Source organism: Kribbella sp. CA-245084 (assembly GCF_050942355.1).
Taxonomy (GTDB): domain Bacteria; phylum Actinomycetota; class Actinomycetes; order Propionibacteriales; family Kribbellaceae; genus Kribbella.
Genome location: NZ_CP192053.1, coordinates 1686049 through 1706614 on the forward strand (window position 1 = coordinate 1686049; position 20566 = coordinate 1706614).

General features: G+C 68.1%; 23 protein-coding genes. 9 read left to right on the plus strand and 14 right to left on the minus strand.

Annotated features, from left to right (window positions below; translation table 11 throughout):
* Positions 1 to 3 precede the first annotated feature (3 nt).
* Positions 4 to 564: a GtrA family protein gene (locus tag ACQPYH_RS08275; RefSeq protein ID WP_432888685.1), complete on the minus strand. Its 561-nt coding sequence runs from the start codon at positions 562 to 564 to the stop codon at positions 4 to 6.
* 144 nt (positions 565 to 708) lie between these two features.
* On the opposite strand from ACQPYH_RS08275, the gene ACQPYH_RS08280 reads away from it, so the two are divergent.
* From ACQPYH_RS08280 to ACQPYH_RS08290, 3 genes are all read left to right on the plus strand, one after another.
* Positions 709 to 1881, plus strand: a complete 1173-nt coding sequence (locus tag ACQPYH_RS08280) for a 5-(carboxyamino)imidazole ribonucleotide synthase (RefSeq protein WP_432888687.1) — start codon at positions 709 to 711, stop codon at positions 1879 to 1881.
* A 23-nt stretch (positions 1882 to 1904) separates the two neighbouring features.
* On the plus strand, positions 1905 to 2390 hold the full coding sequence (purE, locus tag ACQPYH_RS08285) for a 5-(carboxyamino)imidazole ribonucleotide mutase (RefSeq protein ID WP_432894359.1): 486 nt from the start codon (positions 1905 to 1907) through the stop codon (positions 2388 to 2390).
* A 75-nt stretch (positions 2391 to 2465) separates the two neighbouring features.
* Positions 2466 to 3686, plus strand: a complete 1221-nt coding sequence (locus ACQPYH_RS08290; protein WP_432888689.1) for an MFS transporter — start codon at positions 2466 to 2468, stop codon at positions 3684 to 3686.
* Here the strand turns inward: ACQPYH_RS08290 and ACQPYH_RS08295 are convergent.
* On the minus strand, positions 3683 to 5020 hold the full coding sequence (locus ACQPYH_RS08295; RefSeq protein ID WP_432888691.1) for a UDP-glucose dehydrogenase family protein: 1338 nt from the start codon (positions 5018 to 5020) through the stop codon (positions 3683 to 3685). The genes ACQPYH_RS08290 and ACQPYH_RS08295 overlap by 4 nt on opposite strands.
* A gap of 124 nt (positions 5021 to 5144) precedes the next feature.
* Here ACQPYH_RS08295 and ACQPYH_RS08300 point away from each other — a divergent pair, with 124 nt between their 5' ends.
* The gene (locus tag ACQPYH_RS08300) at positions 5145 to 6308 is read left to right on the plus strand and encodes an acyl-CoA dehydrogenase family protein (protein WP_432888693.1); all 1164 of its coding nucleotides are present in this window, start codon (positions 5145 to 5147) and stop codon (positions 6306 to 6308) included.
* A gap of 881 nt (positions 6309 to 7189) precedes the next feature.
* Here the strand turns inward: ACQPYH_RS08300 and ACQPYH_RS08305 are convergent.
* Entirely contained in the window at positions 7190 to 7510 is a 321-nt protein-coding gene (locus ACQPYH_RS08305; protein ID WP_432888695.1) for a hypothetical protein, read from the minus strand.
* Between the two features lie 187 nt (positions 7511 to 7697).
* Between ACQPYH_RS08305 and ACQPYH_RS08310 the strand changes: the two genes are divergently transcribed.
* The gene (locus ACQPYH_RS08310; protein ID WP_432888697.1) at positions 7698 to 8519 is read left to right on the plus strand and encodes a MerR family transcriptional regulator; all 822 of its coding nucleotides are present in this window, start codon (positions 7698 to 7700) and stop codon (positions 8517 to 8519) included.
* Between the two features lie 7 nt (positions 8520 to 8526).
* Here the strand turns inward: ACQPYH_RS08310 and ACQPYH_RS08315 are convergent, their stop codons facing one another.
* The 6 genes from ACQPYH_RS08315 to ACQPYH_RS08340 are packed head-to-tail and all read right to left on the minus strand — an operon-like array spanning position 8527 to position 12801.
* The gene (locus tag ACQPYH_RS08315) at positions 8527 to 9453 is read right to left on the minus strand and encodes an aldo/keto reductase (protein ID WP_432888699.1); all 927 of its coding nucleotides are present in this window, start codon (positions 9451 to 9453) and stop codon (positions 8527 to 8529) included.
* 13 nt (positions 9454 to 9466) lie between these two features.
* Positions 9467 to 10600, minus strand: a complete 1134-nt coding sequence (locus ACQPYH_RS08320) for a glycoside hydrolase family 99-like domain-containing protein (RefSeq protein WP_432888701.1) — start codon at positions 10598 to 10600, stop codon at positions 9467 to 9469.
* Positions 10593 to 10796, minus strand: coding sequence for a DUF7489 domain-containing protein (locus ACQPYH_RS08325; RefSeq protein WP_432888704.1), 204 nt, complete (start codon positions 10794 to 10796; stop codon positions 10593 to 10595). Before ACQPYH_RS08325 ends, ACQPYH_RS08320 begins: the two co-directional genes overlap by 8 nt.
* Positions 10797 to 10834: 38 nt before the next feature.
* Positions 10835 to 11506, minus strand: a complete 672-nt coding sequence (locus ACQPYH_RS08330) for a DsbA family oxidoreductase (RefSeq protein WP_432888706.1) — start codon at positions 11504 to 11506, stop codon at positions 10835 to 10837.
* Positions 11503 to 11973 (minus strand): hypothetical protein, encoded by a 471-nt coding sequence (locus ACQPYH_RS08335; RefSeq protein WP_432888708.1) that lies wholly within the window; start codon positions 11971 to 11973, stop codon positions 11503 to 11505. The genes ACQPYH_RS08330 and ACQPYH_RS08335 overlap by 4 nt, the downstream gene beginning before the upstream one ends.
* A gap of 9 nt (positions 11974 to 11982) precedes the next feature.
* Positions 11983 to 12801 (minus strand): phytanoyl-CoA dioxygenase family protein, encoded by an 819-nt coding sequence (locus tag ACQPYH_RS08340; protein WP_432888710.1) that lies wholly within the window; start codon positions 12799 to 12801, stop codon positions 11983 to 11985.
* Positions 12802 to 12872: 71 nt separating this feature from the next.
* Between ACQPYH_RS08340 and ACQPYH_RS08345 the strand changes: the two genes are divergently transcribed.
* Positions 12873 to 13709, plus strand: coding sequence for a helix-turn-helix domain-containing protein (locus ACQPYH_RS08345; protein ID WP_432888712.1), 837 nt, complete (start codon positions 12873 to 12875; stop codon positions 13707 to 13709).
* On the opposite strand, the gene ACQPYH_RS08350 is transcribed toward ACQPYH_RS08345, so the two are convergent.
* Genes ACQPYH_RS08350 through ACQPYH_RS08360 form a run of 3 tightly spaced genes read right to left on the minus strand, consistent with a single transcriptional unit; the run spans position 13687 to position 16012 of the window.
* Positions 13687 to 14085 (minus strand): MAPEG family protein, encoded by a 399-nt coding sequence (locus ACQPYH_RS08350; protein ID WP_432888714.1) that lies wholly within the window; start codon positions 14083 to 14085, stop codon positions 13687 to 13689. The two genes, ACQPYH_RS08345 and ACQPYH_RS08350, sit on opposite strands and share 23 nt — an antisense overlap.
* Entirely contained in the window at positions 14082 to 15047 is a 966-nt protein-coding gene (locus ACQPYH_RS08355; RefSeq protein WP_432888716.1) for a hypothetical protein, read from the minus strand. Before ACQPYH_RS08355 ends, ACQPYH_RS08350 begins: the two co-directional genes overlap by 4 nt.
* Positions 15044 to 16012, minus strand: coding sequence for a glutamate-cysteine ligase family protein (locus ACQPYH_RS08360; RefSeq protein WP_432888718.1), 969 nt, complete (start codon positions 16010 to 16012; stop codon positions 15044 to 15046). Before ACQPYH_RS08360 ends, ACQPYH_RS08355 begins: the two co-directional genes overlap by 4 nt.
* Positions 16013 to 16071: 59 nt before the next feature.
* On the opposite strand from ACQPYH_RS08360, the gene ACQPYH_RS08365 reads away from it, so the two are divergent.
* Positions 16072 to 16575, plus strand: coding sequence for a MarR family winged helix-turn-helix transcriptional regulator (locus ACQPYH_RS08365; RefSeq protein WP_432888720.1), 504 nt, complete (start codon positions 16072 to 16074; stop codon positions 16573 to 16575).
* On the opposite strand, the gene ACQPYH_RS08370 is transcribed toward ACQPYH_RS08365, so the two are convergent.
* Positions 16539 to 17120, minus strand: coding sequence for an ArsR/SmtB family transcription factor (locus tag ACQPYH_RS08370; protein ID WP_432888722.1), 582 nt, complete (start codon positions 17118 to 17120; stop codon positions 16539 to 16541). The genes ACQPYH_RS08365 and ACQPYH_RS08370 overlap by 37 nt on opposite strands.
* A gap of 58 nt (positions 17121 to 17178) precedes the next feature.
* Between ACQPYH_RS08370 and ACQPYH_RS08375 the strand changes: the two genes are divergently transcribed.
* Positions 17179 to 17748: a dienelactone hydrolase family protein gene (locus ACQPYH_RS08375; RefSeq protein ID WP_432888724.1), complete on the plus strand. Its 570-nt coding sequence runs from the start codon at positions 17179 to 17181 to the stop codon at positions 17746 to 17748.
* A gap of 31 nt (positions 17749 to 17779) precedes the next feature.
* Here ACQPYH_RS08375 and ACQPYH_RS08380 read toward each other — a convergent pair whose 3' ends face one another.
* A complete protein-coding gene (locus ACQPYH_RS08380) occupies positions 17780 to 19240 on the minus strand; it encodes an MFS transporter (protein WP_432888726.1) in 1461 nt (486 codons plus the stop codon).
* Positions 19241 to 19361: 121 nt separating this feature from the next.
* Here ACQPYH_RS08380 and ACQPYH_RS08385 point away from each other — a divergent pair, with 121 nt between their 5' ends.
* The gene (locus tag ACQPYH_RS08385; protein WP_432888727.1) at positions 19362 to 20564 is read left to right on the plus strand and encodes a cytochrome P450; all 1203 of its coding nucleotides are present in this window, start codon (positions 19362 to 19364) and stop codon (positions 20562 to 20564) included.
* Positions 20565 to 20566 lie beyond the last annotated feature (2 nt).

Genomic DNA, 20566 nt, shown 5'->3' on the forward strand with positions numbered 1-20566 from the left:
CGGTCAGCGGACGACGGGCAGATCGCCGGTGTTCTCGGTGTCGAGCTCGGCCGGGGAGTCCGGCGTCGGGGTGTGCTCGGCCTCGTCCAGCTCGATCTCTTCCTTGAACACGAACTTCCGGTACGACCAGAAGCGGAACAGGGTGCCGAGTCCGAGGCCGATGAAGTTCGCGGCGATGTTGTCGGACAGCCAGGTGTGCAGGTCCAGCACGTACCGCGAGAAGGCCAGACAGCCGGCCGCGATCAGCAGACCGATCCCGTTCAGCACGAAGAACAGGACGTACTCACGGTGCAGACCGCTGCGCTCCCGGTGCCGCCAGGTCCAGTAGCGGTTCCCGAAGTACGTCACGACGGTGGCGACCGTGGTCGAGATCAGCTTCGCGGTCAGCGGCTTGTGGTGCAGCATGCCCTCGCCGGAGTCGGCGAGCACCAGCGGGTTGGCGAACACGAGCCAGTTGTAGATCGGCAGGTCGACGACCAGACCGAGCAGACCGACCAGACCGAACTTGGCCACTTCGTGCACCAGGTGCTGGAACTGGCGGTACAGCGTGGTGACGAGCTTCAACGGTCTTCGGAACCTTCTGTGATCACACAGCGACGGGAGGGGCAGCTTCCCACGGTACCCGGCGACAGGTCCGACCCCGAAATCGGCTGCGTGGCGCGGGTGGCCGCCGACCGGCTCTTGTTGTATGGACATTAGGCTCCGGTTGTGAAGTTCGATCGAGAAGACCTCCCTGTCGGCACGCCGGTCGTCGGCATGGTCGGCGGCGGCCAATTGGCCCGGATGACGCAGGAAACCGCCGTCGCGCTCGGCATCCAGCTCCGCGTGCTGGCCGAAGGCCCCACCGTGTCGGCTGCTCAGGCGGTCGCGGACGCGCCGGTCGGCGACTACAAGGATCTCGAGACGGTACGGCGGTTTGCCGCGGAGTGTGACGTGGTCACGTTCGACCACGAGCACGTGCCGACCGAGATCCTGCACACACTCGAGGCGGACGGCCTGAAGGTCCACCCGGGCCCGGATGCGCTCGTCCACGCCCAGGACAAGGCCGTGATGCGCGCCCGGCTCGACACATTCGATGCCCCGGCGCCGGCACATCAGGTCGTGGAGACGCCGGCCGAGGTCGAGGACTTCGCGAAGCGGGTCGGCGGGTTCCCGATCATCCTCAAGACCACCCGCGGCGGGTACGACGGCAAGGGCGTCTGGTTCGTCGACGGGCCGGACGACGAGGACGTCGCCACCGCCTTCGCCAGCGGCGTACCGATCCTGGCCGAGGAGAAGGTGGATTTCGTCCGGGAGCTGTCCGCGATCGTGGCGCGCTCGCCGCATGGCCAGGCGGTCGCGTACCCGATCGTCGAGTCGGTGCAGAAGGACGGCATCTGCGTCGAGGTCACGGCACCCGCGCCCGGCCTGGCGCCGGAGAGGGCCGCGCAGGCGCAGCAGACCGCGCTGCGGATCGCCGGTGAGCTCGGCGTGGTCGGCGTACTCGCGGTGGAGATGTTCGAGGCGCGCGACGGGCGGTTGCTGGTCAACGAGCTGGCGATGCGCCCGCACAACACCGGGCACTGGTCGATCGACGGTGCGGTCACGTCGCAGTTCGAGAACCACCTGCGCGCAGTACTCGACCTGCCGCTCGGCTCGCCGGCCGCGCGAGCGCCGTACACCGTGATGGTCAACGTGCTCGGCGGCGACGTCGAGGACATGCACCGCGGGCTCCTGCACTGCATGGCCCGCGACCCGGGGCTGAAGGTCCACTTCTACGGGAAGTCGGTGAAGCCGGGCCGCAAGATCGGCCACGTCACGGCGTACGGCGACGATCTCGAACAGACACGTGAGCGCGCCCGGCACGCGGCGGCGTACCTGACCGGCACCATCGACGAATAGGACAGACAGTGATTGGCATCGTGATGGGGTCGGACAGCGACTGGCCGACGATGAAAGCGGCGGCCGAGGTGTGCGTGGAGTTCGGCGTGCCCTTTGAGGCAGACGTCGTGTCCGCGCACCGGATGCCGACCGAGATGATCGACTACGGACGGTCAGCCCACGAGCGAGGGCTCAAGGTGCTGATCGCCGGCGCCGGCGGGGCTGCGCACCTGCCCGGCATGCTCGCGTCGGTGACACCGTTGCCGGTCATCGGCGTACCGGTTCCGCTGAAATACCTCGACGGAATGGACTCTCTGCTGTCGATCGTGCAGATGCCGGCCGGAGTCCCGGTTGCAACGGTGTCAATCGGGAACGCTCGGAATGCGGGGCTGCTCGCGGTACGGATCCTGGCCGCGGCGGACGAGAAGTTGCGGGACAAGATGCTGGCGTTCCAGGAATCTCTGGCCGACGTGGCACGGGGGAAGGGCAGCACAGTGCGTGACGGGGCGGCAGAGTTGCGTAAAGGCTGAGGCAGTCGCTGGTTTCCACAGGATGGGGGCGGGTAGTCGTGAGATCCCATTGGTTGTCGTCTAAGGTCGTCGATCGTGACTCCGCCCACTGATTCGGACACGCAGCGCATACCGGTCCGTTATTGGATCTGGTTGTTCGGCGCTGCCGTGTCTCTGCTCGGCGACCTGACGATGACGTTCGCCATCGGATGGTCGGCCAGCCAGCACGGCGGCCGTGTCGCCGGTCTCATCCTGCTCCTGGCCGCCGCCCCGCGCGCCGTACTCCTCCTGATCGGCGGCGCGATCGGAGACCGCTACGGCGCCCCCCGCGTCCTGCTCGTCAGCTGCATCGCGATGTTCCTGGTCACGCTGGCCCTCGTACCCGCCACCCTCGCCTTCGACGAACCGATCTGGCTGCTGGTGGTCCTCGCCCTCGTGGTCGGAGTCATCGACGCCTTCTTCCTCCCGTCGTCCCGCGCCATGCCCCGCCTCCTCGTCCCCCCGGAACAGGTCCCCCGCGCCCTCGCCAGCTTCCAGGTAACCGGCGTCGTCTTCGCCGTCAGCGGCACGGCCGTCGGCGGCGTGCTGGTCAGCTGGGCCGGCCTGACCGCAGCGGCCGGATTCGACGCCCTGACGTTCGGCGTCATGATCATCGTGCTGATTCTGCTGCGGAAGACGATCGCGCCCCCCGGCAGAATGCCGTCGGGCATGCTGCGCTCGATCGCTGCCGGTATTCAGGTCGCCTTCGGACGGCCGCTGACGCGCGCATTGCTACTGACGATGACCGTTGCGGCCGGTCTGCTGATGCCGCTCGACGCGTTGCTGTTTCCGTTGCTGGCTCGCTCGCACGGATGGAACGCCGCAACTGCTGGTCTGCTGGTCGCGAGCCGGAGCCTCGGAGTGGGGGTAATTGCCCTGCGCATCCTCATGCGGGGGGCATTTCCCCGTCCCGGCATCTTCGCCGCGCTCGGTCTACTGGTGGCGGCGGCCGGGTTGTTCGGGCTCTCGGTGTTCGATCCGCTGCCGCTGACCTTTGCCGCCGGGATGCTGAGCGGGATCGGGGTCGGCACGTTCACGGGTCATGTGCTCCCGCTGCTGATGAACTCGGTGGAGCGCGAGTTCCAGTCCCGGCTGCAGTCCATCGTCGTACTCGCCCAGAGTCTCGCGCTGGTGATCATGAACCCGGTGCTCGGCGCTCTCGCCGATCTGGACGGGGTGGGCATCACCGGTGTGTGCCTCGGGATCTCGGTGGCCGCGGCACTCACCGGATGCGTCGTACTGACGCGCCCCGTCCTTCGGGCTGCAACGGTCGTCTAGGGCTTCCCTGGCGCGCGGTACGTCCAGCCGGCGGCGCGCCAGGCTTCGGCGTTCAGGTTGAGGCGGGCGTCGATCACGACCGGGGTGGCGACGATCTCCTTCAGGGTGGTGGGGTCGAGTTCGCGGAACTCGGGCCACTCGGTGAGGTGCAGTACGGCGTGGGCGTCGCGGCAGGCCTCGACGGCGGTCGGGGCGTAGCGCAGCGTCGGGCGGACGCGGCGGGCGTTCTCCATCGCCTCCGGGTCGTAGACGGTCACGTTCGCGCCGTGCAGCTGGATCCGGCCGGCCACGTCGAGCGCGGGCGAGTCGCGGACGTCGTCCGTCCCGGCCTTGAACGCGGCGCCGAGGACGGTGACGTTCTTGCCGACCCATTCGCCGCGGAGCATCTCGTGGGTCAGGTCCACGATCCCGGCGCGGCGGTGCTGGTTGATGTCGTCGACCTCACGCAGGAACGTGATGACCTCTTCGACGCCGAGCTCGCCGGCGCGGTGCATGAACGCGCGCAGGTCCTTCGGCAGGCAGCCCCCGCCGTACCCCGGGCCGGCGTTCAGCATGCCGCGGCCGATCCGCTTGTCGTACCCGAGCGCGTCGGCGAGCAGCGTCACGTCGGCGCCGGTCGCGTCGGCCATCTCGGCGAGTGCGTTGATGAACGAGATCTTCGTGGCCAGGAAGGCGTTCGCGCCGCCCTTCACCAGCTCCGCGGTCGGGAGGTTGCACACGACAACCGGCGTACCCTCGCCGATCGGGGTGGCGAACACCTCGCGCAGGCGGGTCTCGGCGGCGTCGGACTGTACGCCGAACACCAGCCGGTCCGGGTGCAGCGTGTCGTCGACGCCGTGCGCCTCGCGGAGGAACTCGGGCTGCCAGGCGATCTCGACGCCGCTGCCGACCGGGGCCTCGGCGTGGAAGCGGGCCTCGACGATCTTCGACGTACCGACCGGGACCGTGGAGCGGCCGACGACCAGGGTCGGCTTGGTCAGCAGCGGGGCGAGCATGGTGACGACCGAGTGCACCTGGGCCAGGTCCGCCGCCTCGCTGCCCTCGAGCTGCGGTGTGCCCACGCAGATGAAGTAGACGTCGGCCCAGTCGCCGATCTCGCGGTAGTCCTTGGTGAACCGCAGCCGTCCGGAGTCGACGTGCTTCTTCAGCAGCGGGTCCAGACCGGGTTCGTACAACGGGGCCTTGCCGTCGTTCAGCAGCTTCAGCCGGTGCTCGTCGATCTCGACCCCGATGACGTCGAAACCGAACTCGGCCATCCCGGCGGCAGTGTTCGCGCCGAGGTAGTTCGTGCCGATGACGGCGATCCGCAGGGGGCGGGAGGTCGCTTCACTCATGTCGGGGACTCTACCCATCGTGGTTATCAGACGGTGACCGGCTCATGTCTGTGGAGTGCGCTCTTGCTCACTTTCGGGGTACGACGCCCTGCTCGGCCGGGTTGTTCGTCGTACTGTGTGACTCGTGAGTAACTCATTCGAGCTGTACGCGCTGTCGGAGGAGCACCAGGCGATCCGGGAAGCCGTCCGGGACGTCTGCGACGCCAAGGTCGCCCCGCACGCCGGGGACGTGGATGAGCTGGCCGAGTTCCCGAAGGCGTCGTACGACGCGCTGAAGGCCTCGGACTTCCACGCGCCGCACATCCCGGAGCAGTACGGCGGCGCCGGCGCGGACGCGCTCGCGACGGTGATCGTGATCGAGGAGGTCGCCCGCGCCTGCGCGTCGACCTCGCTCATCCCGGCCGTGAACAAGCTCGGCTCGCTGCCGCTGCTGCTGTCCGCCTCGGACGAGGTCAAGCAGCGCTACCTGCCGCCGGTCGCCGCGGGCGACGCGATGTTCTCGTACTGCCTGTCGGAGCCCGAGGCGGGATCGGACGCGGCCTCGATGAAGACGAAGGCCGTGCTCGACGGGGACTCGTACGTGCTGAACGGCGTGAAGCGGTGGATCACGAACGCCGGGGTGTCGGACTACTACACGGTCTTCGCGGTGACGGATGCTTCAGCGCGGTCGCGGGGGATCTCGGCGTTCGTCGTCGAGAAGTCCGACGAGGGCGTGTCCTTCGGTGCGCCGGAGAAGAAGCTCGGCATCAAGGGCTCACCGACGCGCGAGGTGTACTTCGACAACGTGCGGATCCCTTCGTCGCGCCTGATCGGTTCGGAAGGCACCGGCTTCGCCACCGCGATGGCCACCCTCGACCACACCCGCGTCACCATCGCCGCCCAGGCCCTGGGCATCGCGCAGGGGGCGTTGGACTACGCGCTCGGGTACGTGAAGGAGCGCAAGCAGTTCGGCAAGGCGATCGCCGAGTTCCAGGGCCTGCAGTTCATGCTCGCCGACATGGGCATGAAGATCGAGGCGGCCCGACAGCTCACGTACGCCGCCGCCGCGCGGTCGGAGCGCGGCGACGCCGACCTCACGTACTTCGGCGCCGCAGCCAAGTGCTTCGCGTCCGACGTGGCGATGGCGGTAACCACTGACGCAGTTCAACTCCTCGGCGGCTACGGCTACACCCACGACTACCCGGTAGAACGCATGATGCGCGACGCCAAAATCACCCAAATCTACGAGGGAACAAACCAGGTCCAACGCATAGTCATGGCCCGCCAGCTGCTCAAGGGTCTGGGGTAAGACAGCCCCCCGCGGTGCTGCGCGGGCGTCTCTCGTCGCTCCGCTCCTCGGCACACCCACTCCGCGCCGCCCCCACCCACCCCCCGGCTATCGCCGGTGCATCCCTTCCGGCTGCCGCCGCGTGCGACTGCTAGGTGGTCGTCTGCGTGTGAGCGGGTTGCGGCGGGGAGGTGGTTAGTCCCGCGCGGTGCTACGCGCGGCTCCTTCGTCGCCGTGCTGCGCGCCGCTCCTACCCGCCCCCGGGCTTATCGCCCGTGCATCCTTCCCGGCTATCGCCGGGAGTTGCGGGCTGTCGCCCGCGGTCTCGCGCTGCCGCGTGGGCTTCCGGCTGCCGCCGGGGTTTTGCGAGCTGCCGCTCGCGGTCTGCGGCTGCCGCCGCGTGCGACTGCTAGGTGGTCGTCTGCGTGCGAGCGGGCTGCGGCGGAAGAGGTGGTTGGTCCCGCGCGGTGCTGCGCGCCGCTCCCACCCGCCCCCGGGCTTGTCGCCCGGAGCATCCTTTCCGGCTACCGCCGGGGTTTGCGGCTGCCACCCGCGGGGCGCGGGCTTATCGCTCGGTGCTTCCGGCTGGCGCCGGGATTGCGAGCTGCCGCTCGCGGTCTGCGGCTGCCGCCGTCGGTGAGTGCGCGCTGCCGCGCGGGTGACAGCTTGGTGATCGTCTGCGTGTGAGCGGGCTGCGGCGGGGAGGTGGTTAGTCCCGCGCGGTGCCACGCGCGGCTCCTCCGTCGCCGTACTGCGCGCCGCTCCGACGAGCGCACCGAGACCGTGATCGGGCCGTCGGGTTTTACCTGTGGTGTCTCTGTGCGGTCGTGAGCTTCTATCGATGCCGAGGGCAATCACCACGCCGAGTGGCCTGCTCGCCGGACCGCCCACTCGCGCGAGGGTCAGGTGATGGTGAGGGTGGTGATCAGGTTGTTTTTTAGGGTGAAGGTGAAGTTGAGGTCGGCTGAGCCGCCTGGGAAGTTGCCTTCTAGGTGGTGGGTGGCGAGGTAGGTGTGTGGGGCGAGTTGGCGGGTGGCGGTTAGTTCGGCGGTGTAGGTGTATTCGCTTGCTGCGTTGCCGAGCCAGGATCGGATCTCGTCGGGGCCGTGGTAGGTCTTGCCGTCGTCGGTCACCTCGGCGTTGGGGGCGTACCACTGCATGGCGGCGTCGATGTCGCGGGCGATGTGGCTGGTGAGGTAGTTCGTGATCGTGTCAGGAAGCATGGCGATCTCCGCAGATCGTTGGGATGTGCATTCGGCGAGACCAGGAAGGCGCCGAGATTGGCCCGGACGGCGTCGGTGACGACTAGCCGGCGGGCTTTCAGGTTCATGTCGGCCACGGTCCCGGTTCCCGGCTGGGGAGGGTCAAGGGATTTGACTCTCTCTCGGGGGGAGGGTGCACAGTGGCGGCGTGGGGCGAGGGCTGACGATCGGGGAGTTTGCGGTGGTGACGCACCTGAGTGTGCGCACGCTGCGGCGGTATCACGAGAGTGGATTGCTGGTGCCGTCGACGGTGGATCGGTCGAGCGGGTACCGGTACTACACGACCGAGCAGATTCCTTCCGCGCAGGTGATCCAGAAGCTGCGCGAGCTCGAGGTTCCGCTGGCCGAGGTCAGGAAGATTCTCGCTACCGATGATCCTGCGGTCCGCTCGGAGTTGATCGCTGAACACCTCGATCGGTTGCAGGAGTCATTGGATCGGACTCGCGCCGCCGTAACCTCGCTCCAACGGTTGCTTCGCCCTGTCCCGGGTGACGTGGTCGTTGAGCTGCGCTCGGAGCCCGCGCGACTGGTTGCCGGGATCACCGATGTGCTCGACCTGCCTGACGTGCTGTCGTGGTACGCCGGTGCCATGGCGGAGATCGACTCGGCAGTTGCAGCCCGGGCGCGGCTCGGGCCGCCCGGTGGTCACTACGGCAACGACCTCTTCACGGTCGGTCGCGGCACGGTCCTGGTCTACCGTCCGATCGCCGATCCACCGAACCGCGGTCGCGTGCAACCAATGGAACTACCCGCTGCCGAACTCGCGGTGACGATCCATTCCGGGCCGCACGACGACATCGACGTCACCTATGGCCGCCTCGGCTCCTGGGTTCACGACCACGCCCTTGCCGTCGCCGGCCCGATCCAGGAGACCTACACAGTCGGCCCACAGGACAACTCCGACCCGAACACCTGGCGCACCGAGTTGGCATGGCCCATCTTCCGCCTGTCCGGCGCTAGTGGAGAGTGAGGGGCCGCTACGGAAGGGTGTGGCCGGCGGCTGTGAAGAGTCGGTACCACTCTTCGCGGGTGAGGCGGATCGCTGCGCCGGTGGCGGATTCTTGGACCCTGCGCGGGTTGGTCGTGCCGATGACGATCTGCATGTTGGCGGGGTGGCGGGCGATCCAGGCGATGGCGATCGCGTCCGGAGTCACGTCGTACGCGGCCGCCAGTTCGTCCAAGGCCTCGTTCAGTGGGCCGTAGTTTTCGCGGTCGCCGATGAAGACGCCTCCGGGTGGGGGCTTCTGGACGGAGCCCCAGGTCTGGATGGTCATGTTGTTGAGGCGGCTGTAGTCGAGGATGCCGAGGTCGCGGTCGGCGGACTGGTCGAGGCCCATGATGTTGGCGGCCAGGCCCTGCGCGACCAGGGCGGCGTTCGCGATGCTGAACTGGAGTTGGTTGGCGACCAGCGGCTGACGTACGGACCGGGCGAGCAGCTCGATCTGGCCGGGGGTGTGGTTCGAGACGCCGAACGCCGCGACCTTGCCGGCCGCGTGCAGCTCGTCGAAGGCCTCGGCGACCTCGTCGGGCTCCATCAGGGTGTCGGGGCGGTGCAGCAGCAGGATGTCGAGGTGGTCGGTCCGGAGCGCGGCCAGCGACTGCTCGACGCTCGAGATGATGTGCTCACGGGAGAAGTCGAAGTACCCGGAGCGGATGCCGACCTTGGACTGGATCGTGATCTGGTCGCGCTCGGATTCGGGCACGGCCTGCGCGTCGCCGTACCGCTGCTCGCAGCCGTGGGAGCCGCCGTAGATGTCGGCGTGGTCGAACATCGTCACACCGGCATCGCGCGCCGTCCCGACCAGCTCGCGGATCTCGGCGTCGCTGAGGTTCTTGATCCGCATCAGCCCCAGCACGACCCGCGACACGGACATCCCAGCTTTGCTCAACTCAACGGTCTCCATGACAGCGGTTGTATCACCCGCGCGAGTGGCGGATCATCTCGAGGAAGCCGTAGCCGTTGTGGGTGTCCGGCAGCAGCGCCGAGCCTTCCGTCCACTCGTTCCAGGCATTGACGGTGATGATCGGATGCGGTTGACCGTGACGTTCGAGGAACGACTTGGCCATCAGCAGGCCCGCCTTGAACTCCTCGGGCGACGGATCGAACGTCGTCGTCCACGGGTACCGGCCGCGGACGAACTCGCGATCCTGGGCGGTCCGCGGCGACGCGTCCCACCCGACGGTCACATTCGGATAGAACGGTACGTCGAGCTCCGCGGCGTACCGCTCGTACTCCGCGAACGCGGCCGTCCGCAGCGGCCCGATCTCGGCGCGCGGGAACTCGAACCCGCCGAGGTCGGCGTGGTGCACCCAGACGTACGACGTCGCGGAGCGGAAGCCGAGCCTTCGCACCAGCCCGGCGGGATCGTCGAGAGTGATCGCCGTCGGGAGTACGCCGATGCCCCAGACAACTGCATCCAGGTGAATCCCTTCGAACCCGGCGCGCCGGGTCTGCTCGTCGAACCACCTCAGCGCGTCCGCGGTCTCCTCGACGCCGCCGAGACCGGCGATCAGGTTGCCGAGCTCGTAGATCGACAGCCAGGGCCGGCCGTCGACGGTGAGGTAGTTCGAGCGAGAGAAGTACGCGTCGATCACCTGCCTGGCGAGCCGCTCGAACGCGGCCCGATCGATCGCGCCGTCCTTGAGCTGCCGTGGCGGGTCGGCCGGATCGTCGTACGGGAAGATGTCGACGAGCTCGTGGTTCGCCCACATCAGCGCGAACGTGATGTCCTCGCTGTTCCGCGCGCCGAGCAGCCCGTCGTCGAGGGCCGCCTGCAGGTACGGACCGTCGTCATACCAGTAGTAGTCGACCAAGAAACCGTCGACGCCGTACTTCTTGGCCAGACTTATCTGGTGTTCCGCGGCAGCAGGCGTCGCCTCGTTGAATCGCCCGTCAAGAGGCACCCGTGGTTGCCGATGGCCCTCAAAACGAGGCTTGGCCCCTTCGAGCAGTCGCCACTCGTCCCAGCCCTCGCCGAACCACTGCGCGTTCCGCGGATCGGGGTGCCAGTCCGGGAAGTAGTACGCGAGGATCTTCGGCGGCTCAGCCACGCTGTGGGTCTGCGCCGGCTTCCTTGGTTACGCGGTCGCCCACCTCGAGCTGCTTCCACAGGTCGCGGGGCACCTTGACCTTCTGCTTCTCGCCGTCGGCGAGCTCGACCTCGAGCCGGCGGTATAGGTTCGAGCCGTCGAACATTGCCCGCGACTTCTTCACGACGACTCCGCTCCAGGCATCCTCGTTGGCCATGAGTACTCCTTCGATCACAGTGAGTGGTCGAGCCGAGCCTAGCTCGCGGCGAGGTTCAAAACCCGCTCAGGCCATCCCGGATCGGTGGGCTCGGCGATGGGGTAGCCGGAGGCCCAGGGGCCTTCCCAGTGGACGTCGATGCCGGGGTTGTGGATGGCGCTGCCGTCGGGAAGGAACAGATGTGGACTGCCTTGTACGGCGTCCGTGACGGCGACCGCGTGATCGGCCATGACCTCGGAGCGCGCTCGACCGTCGTCGAGGGCAGCCGCCAGGGCGGCGGCGTCGACCGAATCGACTTCGGCGGCGACCTCGAGGATCACTTGGCGGTGGCCGATCGTCCGGGACTCGAACCAGAATGCACGGCGGAGCGCGGCGTCCAGGTCCTCGGATGCCTGCAATCCTTGGGCTTTGGCCGCATGTACGGCCTCGGCGGCGAGCAGGACGGTCGACGGATACGTCCAGTCCGGCTGCGTCCACAGCCGGAACCCGATCTCCGGCGCCAGTTGTCCGAGCCCGACCGCCTCGCTGTCCGTGCCCGGTCGCGAGTGCGGCCCGTTGAACAACTCGAGCGCGAACGTGTGGTGATCCAGCCGCACAGCATCGTCCAGTCCGAGCTTCGTCCGCGCGGTCCGCAGGCGGTAGATCGCCACGTGCGCGAACGGGCACAGCAGGTTCGACCACACCTGGATCGTCCCGGGTGCGACGTTCACGCGTCCTCCTGGTGGTCGGCGCCGGCCGGGTTGTTCGTGAAGTGCTCCGGCCGGATCAATACCGCCGTACGCCGGTCCGCGACCATCTCGCGGTCGTACTCGTCGAGGTCCGGATGTACGCCACCCGCCGCCGCGTAGATGTCGCGCAGCAACACCCGCAGGCGCTCCGCGTCGATGCCCGGGAGCGGATCGTCCGGTCCGGCCAGCTCGACCGATCCGGTGACGCCGATCCACTCCCAGTGCGCGCGGAACACCAGCGTCGCCTGCGGGGTCCGGCGCAGATGAGTGAGCTTCGCCGTGTGCCCGCGCGCGACGAACGCCACGACCGGCTCACCCGTCAAGGGATGGTCGAGGACGCCGGCGTTCACCACCGAGGTGGCCGGCTCGCCGGACCGTCGCTGCGTGATCGCTACCGCCAGAAAATGATCCTGCCGCCCGAGTTCGTTGATCCGCTCAAGTCCTTGCATGCCACGAAGCTAACGGACCGTGGTCCGGTTATCAAGTGGCCAGAGCGTCGGCTGGATCGCCGGGTCCGTGTAATCCGGGTCGGGGTTCTGCCGGACGAGCGTGTCGTTGGGATGGGCCGAGCCGGGACGCCAGCGGTTGCTCGCCGGCTGCAGGTGAATCGCGATCGACCGGCGCGGCGCCGTACTCAAGTTTGCCGAACTCCCGTGCACGGTCCGGCAATGGTGGAAGCTGACCTGCCCACGCTTCATCCGCGGTACGACGGGCGTCGGGTCGAACCCCTGCTCCGCGATCGACGCCTCGAGTCCGGCGTTGTCCTGCGAGAAGAAGTCGAGCCCGGTCACGGACCAGCGATGGCTGCCAGGCAGGAATCCGACGGCCCCGTTCTCCTCATCCACGTCGTGGAACCCGACCCACGCGGTGAGCATGTCGTCCGACGTACACGACTGCCAGTACTGCCGGTCCGTGTGCCATCCGACCTTCGCCGAACCACCCGGCGGCTTGAACAACAGTTGGTCGTGCCACAACCGGATCCCGTCCGCACCGGTCAACGCGGCCGCCGTCGCACCGATCGCCGGGTGCTGTACCAGCGCGGCCAACTCGTCGACCCGCAAGGACGAGTAGTCGTTCTTCCGCAGTACGTCGCCATCCGATGGCTGCCAGCCTCGCGTCGCGGGCAGCTCGGGCAGCGTGTGGTCGTGGTCGCCGGCGTAGAACCGCTCCATCCCACGCTCAGCCGCGTCGAGTACGTCGGACGGCACGATCGCCGGCGAGATCCAGTAGCCGTGCTCTCGGAAGAAGGCGATGTCATCTGCTCCAGGTAGCTCCATGCGGACCAATCTAGGAATCGAGCGACCGGTATGGCGTTGCCGATGTTCAGGCAACTGGACACAATCTTCAGGTGTCGTTGCATCGGCCCAGTGGGCTCCGCGCCGGATTCCACGCCGAGGGATTCGCGGGGGACAGCGGTCTGCTGCATGCCGGCGAGCAGTGGGTGCCTGAGCAGTTCCTGATCGAGCCGCACGAGCATCCCGTCTGGGAGATCTACCTGCAGCAGCACGGCAGCACGCACTGGGTGGCCGGCGGCGAGAGCTACGTCCTCCACCCGGGGCATCTCTTCGCCGTACCGCCAGGTGTCACTCATCACCTGGCCGGCCGTTCCGGCAACCACCACTTCTACTTCGCCGCGATCGACCGCGAACCCGTCGTACGACGCCAGCCCGCGCTCGCACTGCCCTGGCCGAAGACCGTCGTACATCGTGAAGCGGGTGAGCTCACGCACGCCTTCGCGCAACTCGTCCGCGAGGTCACCACCCGCTACGAATACGCCGACACCGGGCTGACGCTCGCGGTCGACCACCTGATGCTCGCGGTATCCCGGTGTCTCGCGCCGGCCGCCGTACCGCAGCTTGCGATGCACCCGGCGGTGCGGACCGTGAAACGCCTGCTGGACCAGGAGTTTCACGAGCGGTGGACGCTGCGGGAGTTGGGCGATCGCACCGGGCTCGCACCGGCGTACCTGGCCGAGCTGTTCACCACCGAGCTCGGCCAGCCGCCCCACCGGTATCTCAACGAACGGCGGATCGAGCGCGCCCGCCAACTCCTCGAGACCAGCGACATCACGATCACCGCGTTGGCCGTGAGCCTTGGCTTCAGTTCGAGCCAACACTTCGCTCGCGTGTTCCGTCAGCTCACCGGGACGACGCCGACCGCGTTCAGATCGTCACCAGCGCGGTGACTCCCAGTGCGATCCCGACGAGGTAGGTGCCCATGGCACCGACATCGCGGAGCGGGCCGTGGGTCGCGAGACTGCGCGAGGCCAGCATTCCGAACGCGTGCACGTAGCGGACGAACACGGCGGCGATCGCGAGGACGTCGACCGCCCAGCTGTCGGACAGCACCGAACAGACCAGCAGCAGCACGATCATCGTCGGGATGTACTCGGCGGCGTTGCCGTGCGCGCGGATTGCGATCAGCAGCTTGTCGGACGGGTCGCTCGGCAGCTGGTTTCCCGCGCCGCGGAGGGCCCGGTTCCGGCTGACGTTGGCGCCGAGCACGAAGAGCAGAATGCCCATCAGGGCGATGCAGACGATGGTGACGGTGTCGAGGTTCATACGAGTACTCCTTCGAACAAACGGCTCACGATGGTTTGACTGAGTTGGGTCCCGAGCAGGGCGTCGGTCTTGTGCATGCCGCCCGGGCAGGTGACGTTGACCTCGATCAGCCGGCCGCCGATCACGTCGAGACCGGCGATGGCGAGGCCGTGCTTCCGCAGGACGGGTCCGATGGCGGCGACGATCGCGTGATCGTCCTCGTCGAGTTCGGCCGGTGCGATCGGCGGTCCGATCCGGAAGTCGTCGACGGCCGGTCGGCGAAGTACTGCGCCGACGATGTCGCCGTCGAGCAGGAACAACCGTTTGTTGCCGTGCGCAACAGCTGGCAGATACTGCTGGGCGATCACCAGCCGCCGCCCGCCGTGGCTCGCGGACTCCAGCAGTGCGACCGCGCCCTGGTCGTCGTGCACCAGCCACACGTCGAGTCCCGCGAACCCGTCGACCGGCTTGACCACCGCCGTACCGACGCGTGCGACGAACGATCGCAGTTCGGTGGGATCCGCACCGACGTAGGTCGGCGGACAGAGCTCGGGGAAGTGCAGCGCGACCAGCTTCTCGTGCATCGCCCGGATGCCTTCCGGCCGGTTGATCACCCGCGTACCGGCCTGCTCGACCAGATCCAGCAGGTACGTCGTGTGCAGGTACCGCGCATCAACCGGCGGATCGATCCGCAGGTGCACCAGGTCGAGTGACGCAACGTCGACAACCGTGGTCTCGAGCTCGTCCCACCAGGTCGCATCGACAATCCACCGATGGTCACCACCGACCGCATACCGCGGCCGAAGCCGAATCCGCCGAGCACGAGCCCGCACCCGCCCGTCGACAACCGCGAGCTCCTCCGGCCCACAACACCAGACCTCGAACCCCAGCTCCTGAGTCGCGCTCATCAAGCCGACGCTCGCGTCGATATCCCCGACCAGCCCGGCCAGCGGATCGGTCACGAACAGCACGCCGCCGCTCATGCCGCCACCTCCGGCGGCCATACCAAACCGTATGGTACGGCGGAGTCGGGGAGTGCCAGGTCGTGCGAGAGCCGAGTGTTTGGAACGTGCTCGCCCGCGACGGCAGCGCGCCAGAGGTCTGCCAGTTGAGGGCGCTCGGGTTCCAGTGCCCGAAGTGCGGCGCTGCGGACTGCGTCGTCGTACATCAGGCGGCCGAGTGCGCCTATCGCGCGTTCGACGCCGGCTGGTTCCTGGGCGTCGAGGAAGCGGACCTCCAGGTACGTGCTGCGTGGACGCACCGGCGGAAACAGCGTGCTCACGTGTGCCGCCGCCCCATCCAAGAACTTCGACGCCCCGGCCGCGAAGGCGGTGTAGGAGCTGACCGGATCGCCACGAAGTACGAGGTCGTCGAAGCCGGTGCGCGTCGGATCGACCTCCAGCCAAGTGCTCAACCGCTCGCCATCGCGCGCGAACGCCGTCGACAGGAACGGCCCGGCGAGATTCAGCACCCGCCACTGCTCGATCCCCGCCGCACCCGGCCACCAATCCAGGCAGATCTGCGTCGACGCGGTACGCCGCATCATCCGCCGCCCAGCCGGCCCGATCGTGTCGAAATGCCGCTGCATCGCGACGTACCGCTCAGAGGTCAGTTGCAGCGGCACATCCGTCCGCGGATCCACCGGGATCGTCAGCAGGCCGATGCCTTCACGGCCGAGCCGACTCCGCAGATCCGCCGTCAGCACCTCCAGGTCTCCGACTGGATCGAGCGACGGCGGCAGGCTCAGCTCGAGCTGGCCGCCCGGTTCGAAGGTGATGTACGGCGCCGCGATCGCACCCGCGGCGGCCCGCCGTACCCGCTCGATCGGGACCACGCCGCCGTCCGCGTCGGCGACGACGTACTCCTGCTCGGCCGCGATCCGGACCGTCCGCCGGCGTCCCCGCGTGAACAGGCCCGCGACCACCGGGTGAAGTTCCATGGCATCCATCGGGCCCTCCCTGATACCGTAAGGTTTCCTGTCGAAATATTGGAAGGTATCCTTACGACATGTCAAGAGCTGAGGTGCCACGACCTGATCAGAAGCCGTTGATCGCGCTGGTCGAGCGGGCCAATCGCGCGCTGCAGTCCGACATGGTCCGGCGGGCCCATCTCGACGGGCACACCGAGGTGAAGATGGCGCACAACTCGGTGTTCGGCACCCTGCATGCCGAGGGTGCGCGGGCCGCGGACATGGCGATGCGGGCGGGGATCACCCGGCAGTCGATGGGTGAGGTGATCCGCGACATGGTCGCGCTCGACCTGCTGGAGATGCGGTCCGATCCGGAGGACGGCCGGGCCAAGGTGGTGACCTACTCCGAGCACGGACTGGCCGTGGCCGGCGACGGCTTCCAGTATCTGATCGACCTGGAAGCACGCTTCGCCGAGGAGTTCGGCGACCACGAGTACGCCGTCGCCCGTGACGTCCTGGACCGCATCGTCGAGATCCTCGACCGGGTGTCAGCCGAACATGAAGCTCAGATCTCGTCCTCGGTCGGCGGCAAGGTGGGGTAGTCGACGATCGGATAGAGACCGACGGTGAAGCCGTACGTCGTGTCACCCGACCGGGGGAGCTGGTCGAAGTCGTGCACCAGCGCGGCGACCTGCAGCCAGAACTCGCTCGCACGGTCCGTGGGGATCCGGGCGTGCCTGATCAGCGAGAACATCTCACCCGCGTCGTACGCCGGTTTGGACTCCTCGGCCGCGACCTCGAAGTCGTTGAAGTCGTGCGGCAGCATCCCGTCCGCTCCCTGCCGACCGAGTCCGACGTAGAACATCCGCGCCGCGCGGCCGTAGAACCGCTCCTCGATCGCCCGCACCCGCCGGGTCCGGACCACCCGGAGGATGCCCGCGTCGGTCAGCACCTTGACGTGGTGCGCGACCGTGCTCTTCGGCCGGCCGACCGCGGTCGCCAGCTCGGTCACCGTCGCGGCCCGCTCGTGCAGCAGCCCGAGAATCGTCGTCCGCAAGGGGTCGCTGATCGCCCGCACCTGCTCCGCGGTGGTCAGCTCGACGGTGTCCGCGAGCTCGTAATCGGGGACCGAGCTGTTGATCGACATGATCCGAATAGACTAGCATCGCGGATTGTTCGAGATATCTGGATCATTGGAGCCGACGATGGCTGAGATCGTTCTGTACCACCACTCGCAGGGCCTGACCGACGGGGTGAAGGCGTTCGCCGAGGAGCTCCGGCAGGCGGGGCACACCGTCCACACACCGGACCTGTACGAAGGCAACACGTACGCCACCATCGACGAGGGCATGGACTACGCGCGGGCGACGGGTTTCGGCAAGATCGCGGAGCGCGGCGTCGAGGCGGCGCAGCAGCTGCCGCCGAATGTCGTGTACGCCGGCTTCTCGCTCGGCGTCGTTCCCGCCCAGCAGCTCACGCAGACGCGCCCGGGAGCCGTCGGCGGGTTGTTCTTCTACTCCTGCCTGCCGGCGGAGGAGTTCGGCGCCTGGCCGGAGGGCGTGCCGGCGCAGGTTCACGCGATGGAGGAGGATCCGTTCTTCGCCGAGGAAGGCGGCGACATCGACGCCGCCCGCGCCCTGGTCGCTTCCAACGGCTCCGTGGAGCTGTTCCTGTACCCCGGCAAGGAGCACCTGTTCGCGGACTCGTCGCTCCCCGGTTACGACGAGCCCGCGGCCAAACTCCTGATGCAGCGCACGCTGGATTTCCTCGCCTAGCTTGTGCAGCTCGACAGGACGTATAGGCCCACTACGCCTGATTGGCCGAGCTGCTGAGCGTGGCTGATTCCTCAGTGGACGTATACGTCCTGTCGACCTGCGGCTTGTCGCGGCGGGTGGGGATGAAGGAGGCGATGGCCAGTGCGGCGAGGGCGGCGCCCGCGCCGATCAGCAGGACGGTGCGGAAGCCGGTCTGCGAGGGCAGGGTGAAGCTACCGAGGCTGATCGTCAGGTTGGCCAGGATCACGCCGGCGACCGCGCTGGAGACCGACGTTCCGATCGAGCGCATCAGCGTGTTGAAGCTGTTCGCGGCCGCGGTCTCCGAGACCGGTACGGCGGCCATGATCAGCGCCGGCATCGCGCCGTACGCCAGGCCGATGCCGGCGCCGATCAGCAGCGAGACCAGCACGAGCTCCCAGACCGATCCCATCAGCACGCTGCCGACGCCGTACCCGGCGGCGACCACGACGGCGCCGAGCATCAGCGTCACCTTGGGGCCGCGGGTCTTCGAGATCTTCGCCGAGAACGGCGCGGCGATCAGCATGACCAGGCCCGACGGGCCCATCACCAGACCGGATGCGAGCATCGACTGACCGAGTCCGAAACCAGTTGCCTTAGGCATCTGCAGCAGCTGCGGCAGGACCAGCGACATCGCGAACATCGCGAACCCGAACACCATCGATGCCAGGTTCGTCAGCAGCACCTGCGGGCGAGCCGTCGTCCGCAGGTCGACGAGCGGCTCGCTGGTACGGCGTTCCCACCAGCCCCACGCGAGCAGCGCGACGATTCCGAGGGCGAACAGGCCGAGCGTCCGGCCGCCGGTCCAGCCCCAGTCGGCGCCCTGAGAGATTGCCAGCAGCAACGAAATCAGGCCGATCGACAGCCCGAGCCCGCCCAGCAGGTCGAACCGGCCGCCGGAGCGTACGGACGACTCCGGGACGAAGCGCAGTACCAGTCCGAACACGATCACGCCGAGGCCGGCCGACAGCCAGAACAGCGTGTGCCAGTTGAAGTTCTCGGCGAGCAGCGCCGCCAGCGGCAGGCCGAGTGCACCGCCGACGCCGAGCGAGGCGCTCATTTGCGCGGTCGCCGTACCGAGCTTGTCGCTCGGCAGTTCGTCGCGCATGATGCTGATGCCGAGCGGGATCACGCCCGCGGCGAAGCCCTGCAGGGCGCGGCCGGCGATCATCGGCACGAGTGAGCTGCTCAGCGCGGCGACGACCGAGCCGGCCACCAGCATGCCGATGCTGATCAGCAGCATCCGGCGCTTGCCGTACATGTCGCCGAGGCGACCCATGATCGGGGTCGCGACCGCGGCCGCGAGCAGGGTCGCGGTGATCGCCCAGGCAGTCCCGGCGGCCGACGCGTTCAGCAGTCGCGGCAGCTCGGGAACCAGCGGGATCACCAGCGTCTGCATCAGCGCGACCGTGATACCGGCCGAGGCGAGCACCGGCACGACAGCACCGGCACGCACGGTTGGAGCAGCAGACATCATCAGCCTCCGAAGGCAGCGAAAGATAGTTGGTTTGTGCAACTACACGTTAAGTCAGGCAGTTGACTTAAACAAGTCCGCGGGGCAAGCTGGGAGGGAAACCACACGGAGGTGATGGTCAGTGACCGAGAGCGATCAGATTGTCGACTACCCGATCCCGCCCGTCGACGCGATCGAGCCGCCGCCGGAGTGGGAGCGGCTGCGGCAGGAGTGCCCGGTGGCGCAGGTCCGGCTGCCGAGCGGCGACCAGGCCGCCTTGCTCACGCGGTACGACGATGTGCGGCAGGTCCTGTCCGACCCGCGGTTCCCCCGGACGGCGGACGGTGCCGCGCGGGTGTCGGCGGGAGGCACTGGCGCGTTCGACCGGCCGCGGGGCGGCGTACCGCAGTCGGGGGACGAGCATCAGCGCTGGCGGCGGATGATCACCAAATGGTTCACCGCCAAGCGGATGGCGGCGCTGCGGCCGTCGATCGAGGCGATGGCGGATCAGCTTGTCGACGAGATGGTCGAGCGTGGGCAGCCGGCCGACCTGAAGGCGAACGTCGGATTTCCGTTGCCGGTATGGGTGATCTGCGAGCTGCTCGGCGTACCGGCGTCGGACCGGGAGCGGTTCTCGTACTGGTCCGACACGTTCCTCAACCTGAGCCGCTACACCGCGGACGACATGGCTGCCGCGCACGGCGAGTTCGCGACGTACATGCGCGGCCATATCGAGATCAAGCGCGCGGACCCGGGCACCGATCTGCTGAGCGACCTGATCACCGGCACCGACTCGGCAGGGGAGCAGTTGAGCGACGAGGTGCTCGTCACCACCGGCATGGGGCTGTTGATCGCCGGCCACGAGACCACGACCAACATGATCGGCAAGATGATGGCGATGCTGCTCGCCGACCGCGGCCGCTGGGAGCAGTTGCTCGCCGACCCGGGCCTGGTCCGCACCGCCGTCGAGGAAACCTTGCGGTACGACGCGAACGCCGGCTTCGGCATGGTCCGCTACGTCTCCGAGGAGGTCGAGCTCCCGGACGGCGTACTGCCTGCCGGTACGACGGCCGTGTGCAGCATGGCGTCCGCGAACCGGGACGAGCGGATCTTCGAGGATGCCGGCGAGATGGACCTGACCCGCAGCCCGAACGTCCACCTGGCGTTCGGGGCCGGGCCGCACTCGTGTATTGGTCAGTCGTTGGCGCGGACGGAGCTCCAGGTCGTACTGGAGGTCTTGCTGCGCCGGCTGCCGACATTGGAACTGGCGGTGCCGTCCGCGGAGTTGCCCCTGGTCGAAGGGCTGCTCGTCGGCGGGCTGCGGGAGGTAAGGGTGATGTGGTGATG

Bases quoted from the DNA above. Each gene is read 5' to 3' on its own strand.
- ACQPYH_RS08305 (WP_432888695.1), bottom strand. From the start codon at position 7,510: ATGCTTCCTGACACGATCACGAACTACCTCACCAGCCACATCGCCCGC.
- ACQPYH_RS08335 (WP_432888708.1), bottom strand. From the start codon at position 11,973: ATGCAAGGACTTGAGCGGATCAACGAACTCGGGCGGCAGGATCATTTT.
- ACQPYH_RS08350 (WP_432888714.1), bottom strand. From the start codon at position 14,085: ATGAACCTCGACACCGTCACCATCGTCTGCATCGCCCTGATGGGCATT.
- ACQPYH_RS08375 (WP_432888724.1), top strand. From the start codon at position 17,179: ATGGCTGAGATCGTTCTGTACCACCACTCGCAGGGCCTGACCGACGGG.
- ACQPYH_RS08380 (WP_432888726.1), bottom strand. From the start codon at position 19,240: ATGTCTGCTGCTCCAACCGTGCGTGCCGGTGCTGTCGTGCCGGTGCTC.
- ACQPYH_RS08370 (WP_432888722.1), bottom strand. From the start codon at position 17,120: ATGTCGATCAACAGCTCGGTCCCCGATTACGAGCTCGCGGACACCGTC.
- ACQPYH_RS08295 (WP_432888691.1), bottom strand. From the start codon at position 5,020: ATGAGTGAAGCGACCTCCCGCCCCCTGCGGATCGCCGTCATCGGCACG.
- ACQPYH_RS08365 (WP_432888720.1), top strand. From the start codon at position 16,072: ATGTCAAGAGCTGAGGTGCCACGACCTGATCAGAAGCCGTTGATCGCG.
- ACQPYH_RS08325 (WP_432888704.1), bottom strand. From the start codon at position 10,796: ATGGCCAACGAGGATGCCTGGAGCGGAGTCGTCGTGAAGAAGTCGCGG.
- purE (WP_432894359.1), top strand. From the start codon at position 1,905: ATGGGGTCGGACAGCGACTGGCCGACGATGAAAGCGGCGGCCGAGGTG.
- ACQPYH_RS08315 (WP_432888699.1), bottom strand. From the start codon at position 9,453: ATGGAGACCGTTGAGTTGAGCAAAGCTGGGATGTCCGTGTCGCGGGTC.
- ACQPYH_RS08360 (WP_432888718.1), bottom strand. From the start codon at position 16,012: ATGGATGCCATGGAACTTCACCCGGTGGTCGCGGGCCTGTTCACGCGG.
- ACQPYH_RS08355 (WP_432888716.1), bottom strand. From the start codon at position 15,047: ATGAGCGGCGGCGTGCTGTTCGTGACCGATCCGCTGGCCGGGCTGGTC.
- ACQPYH_RS08340 (WP_432888710.1), bottom strand. From the start codon at position 12,801: ATGGAGCTACCTGGAGCAGATGACATCGCCTTCTTCCGAGAGCACGGC.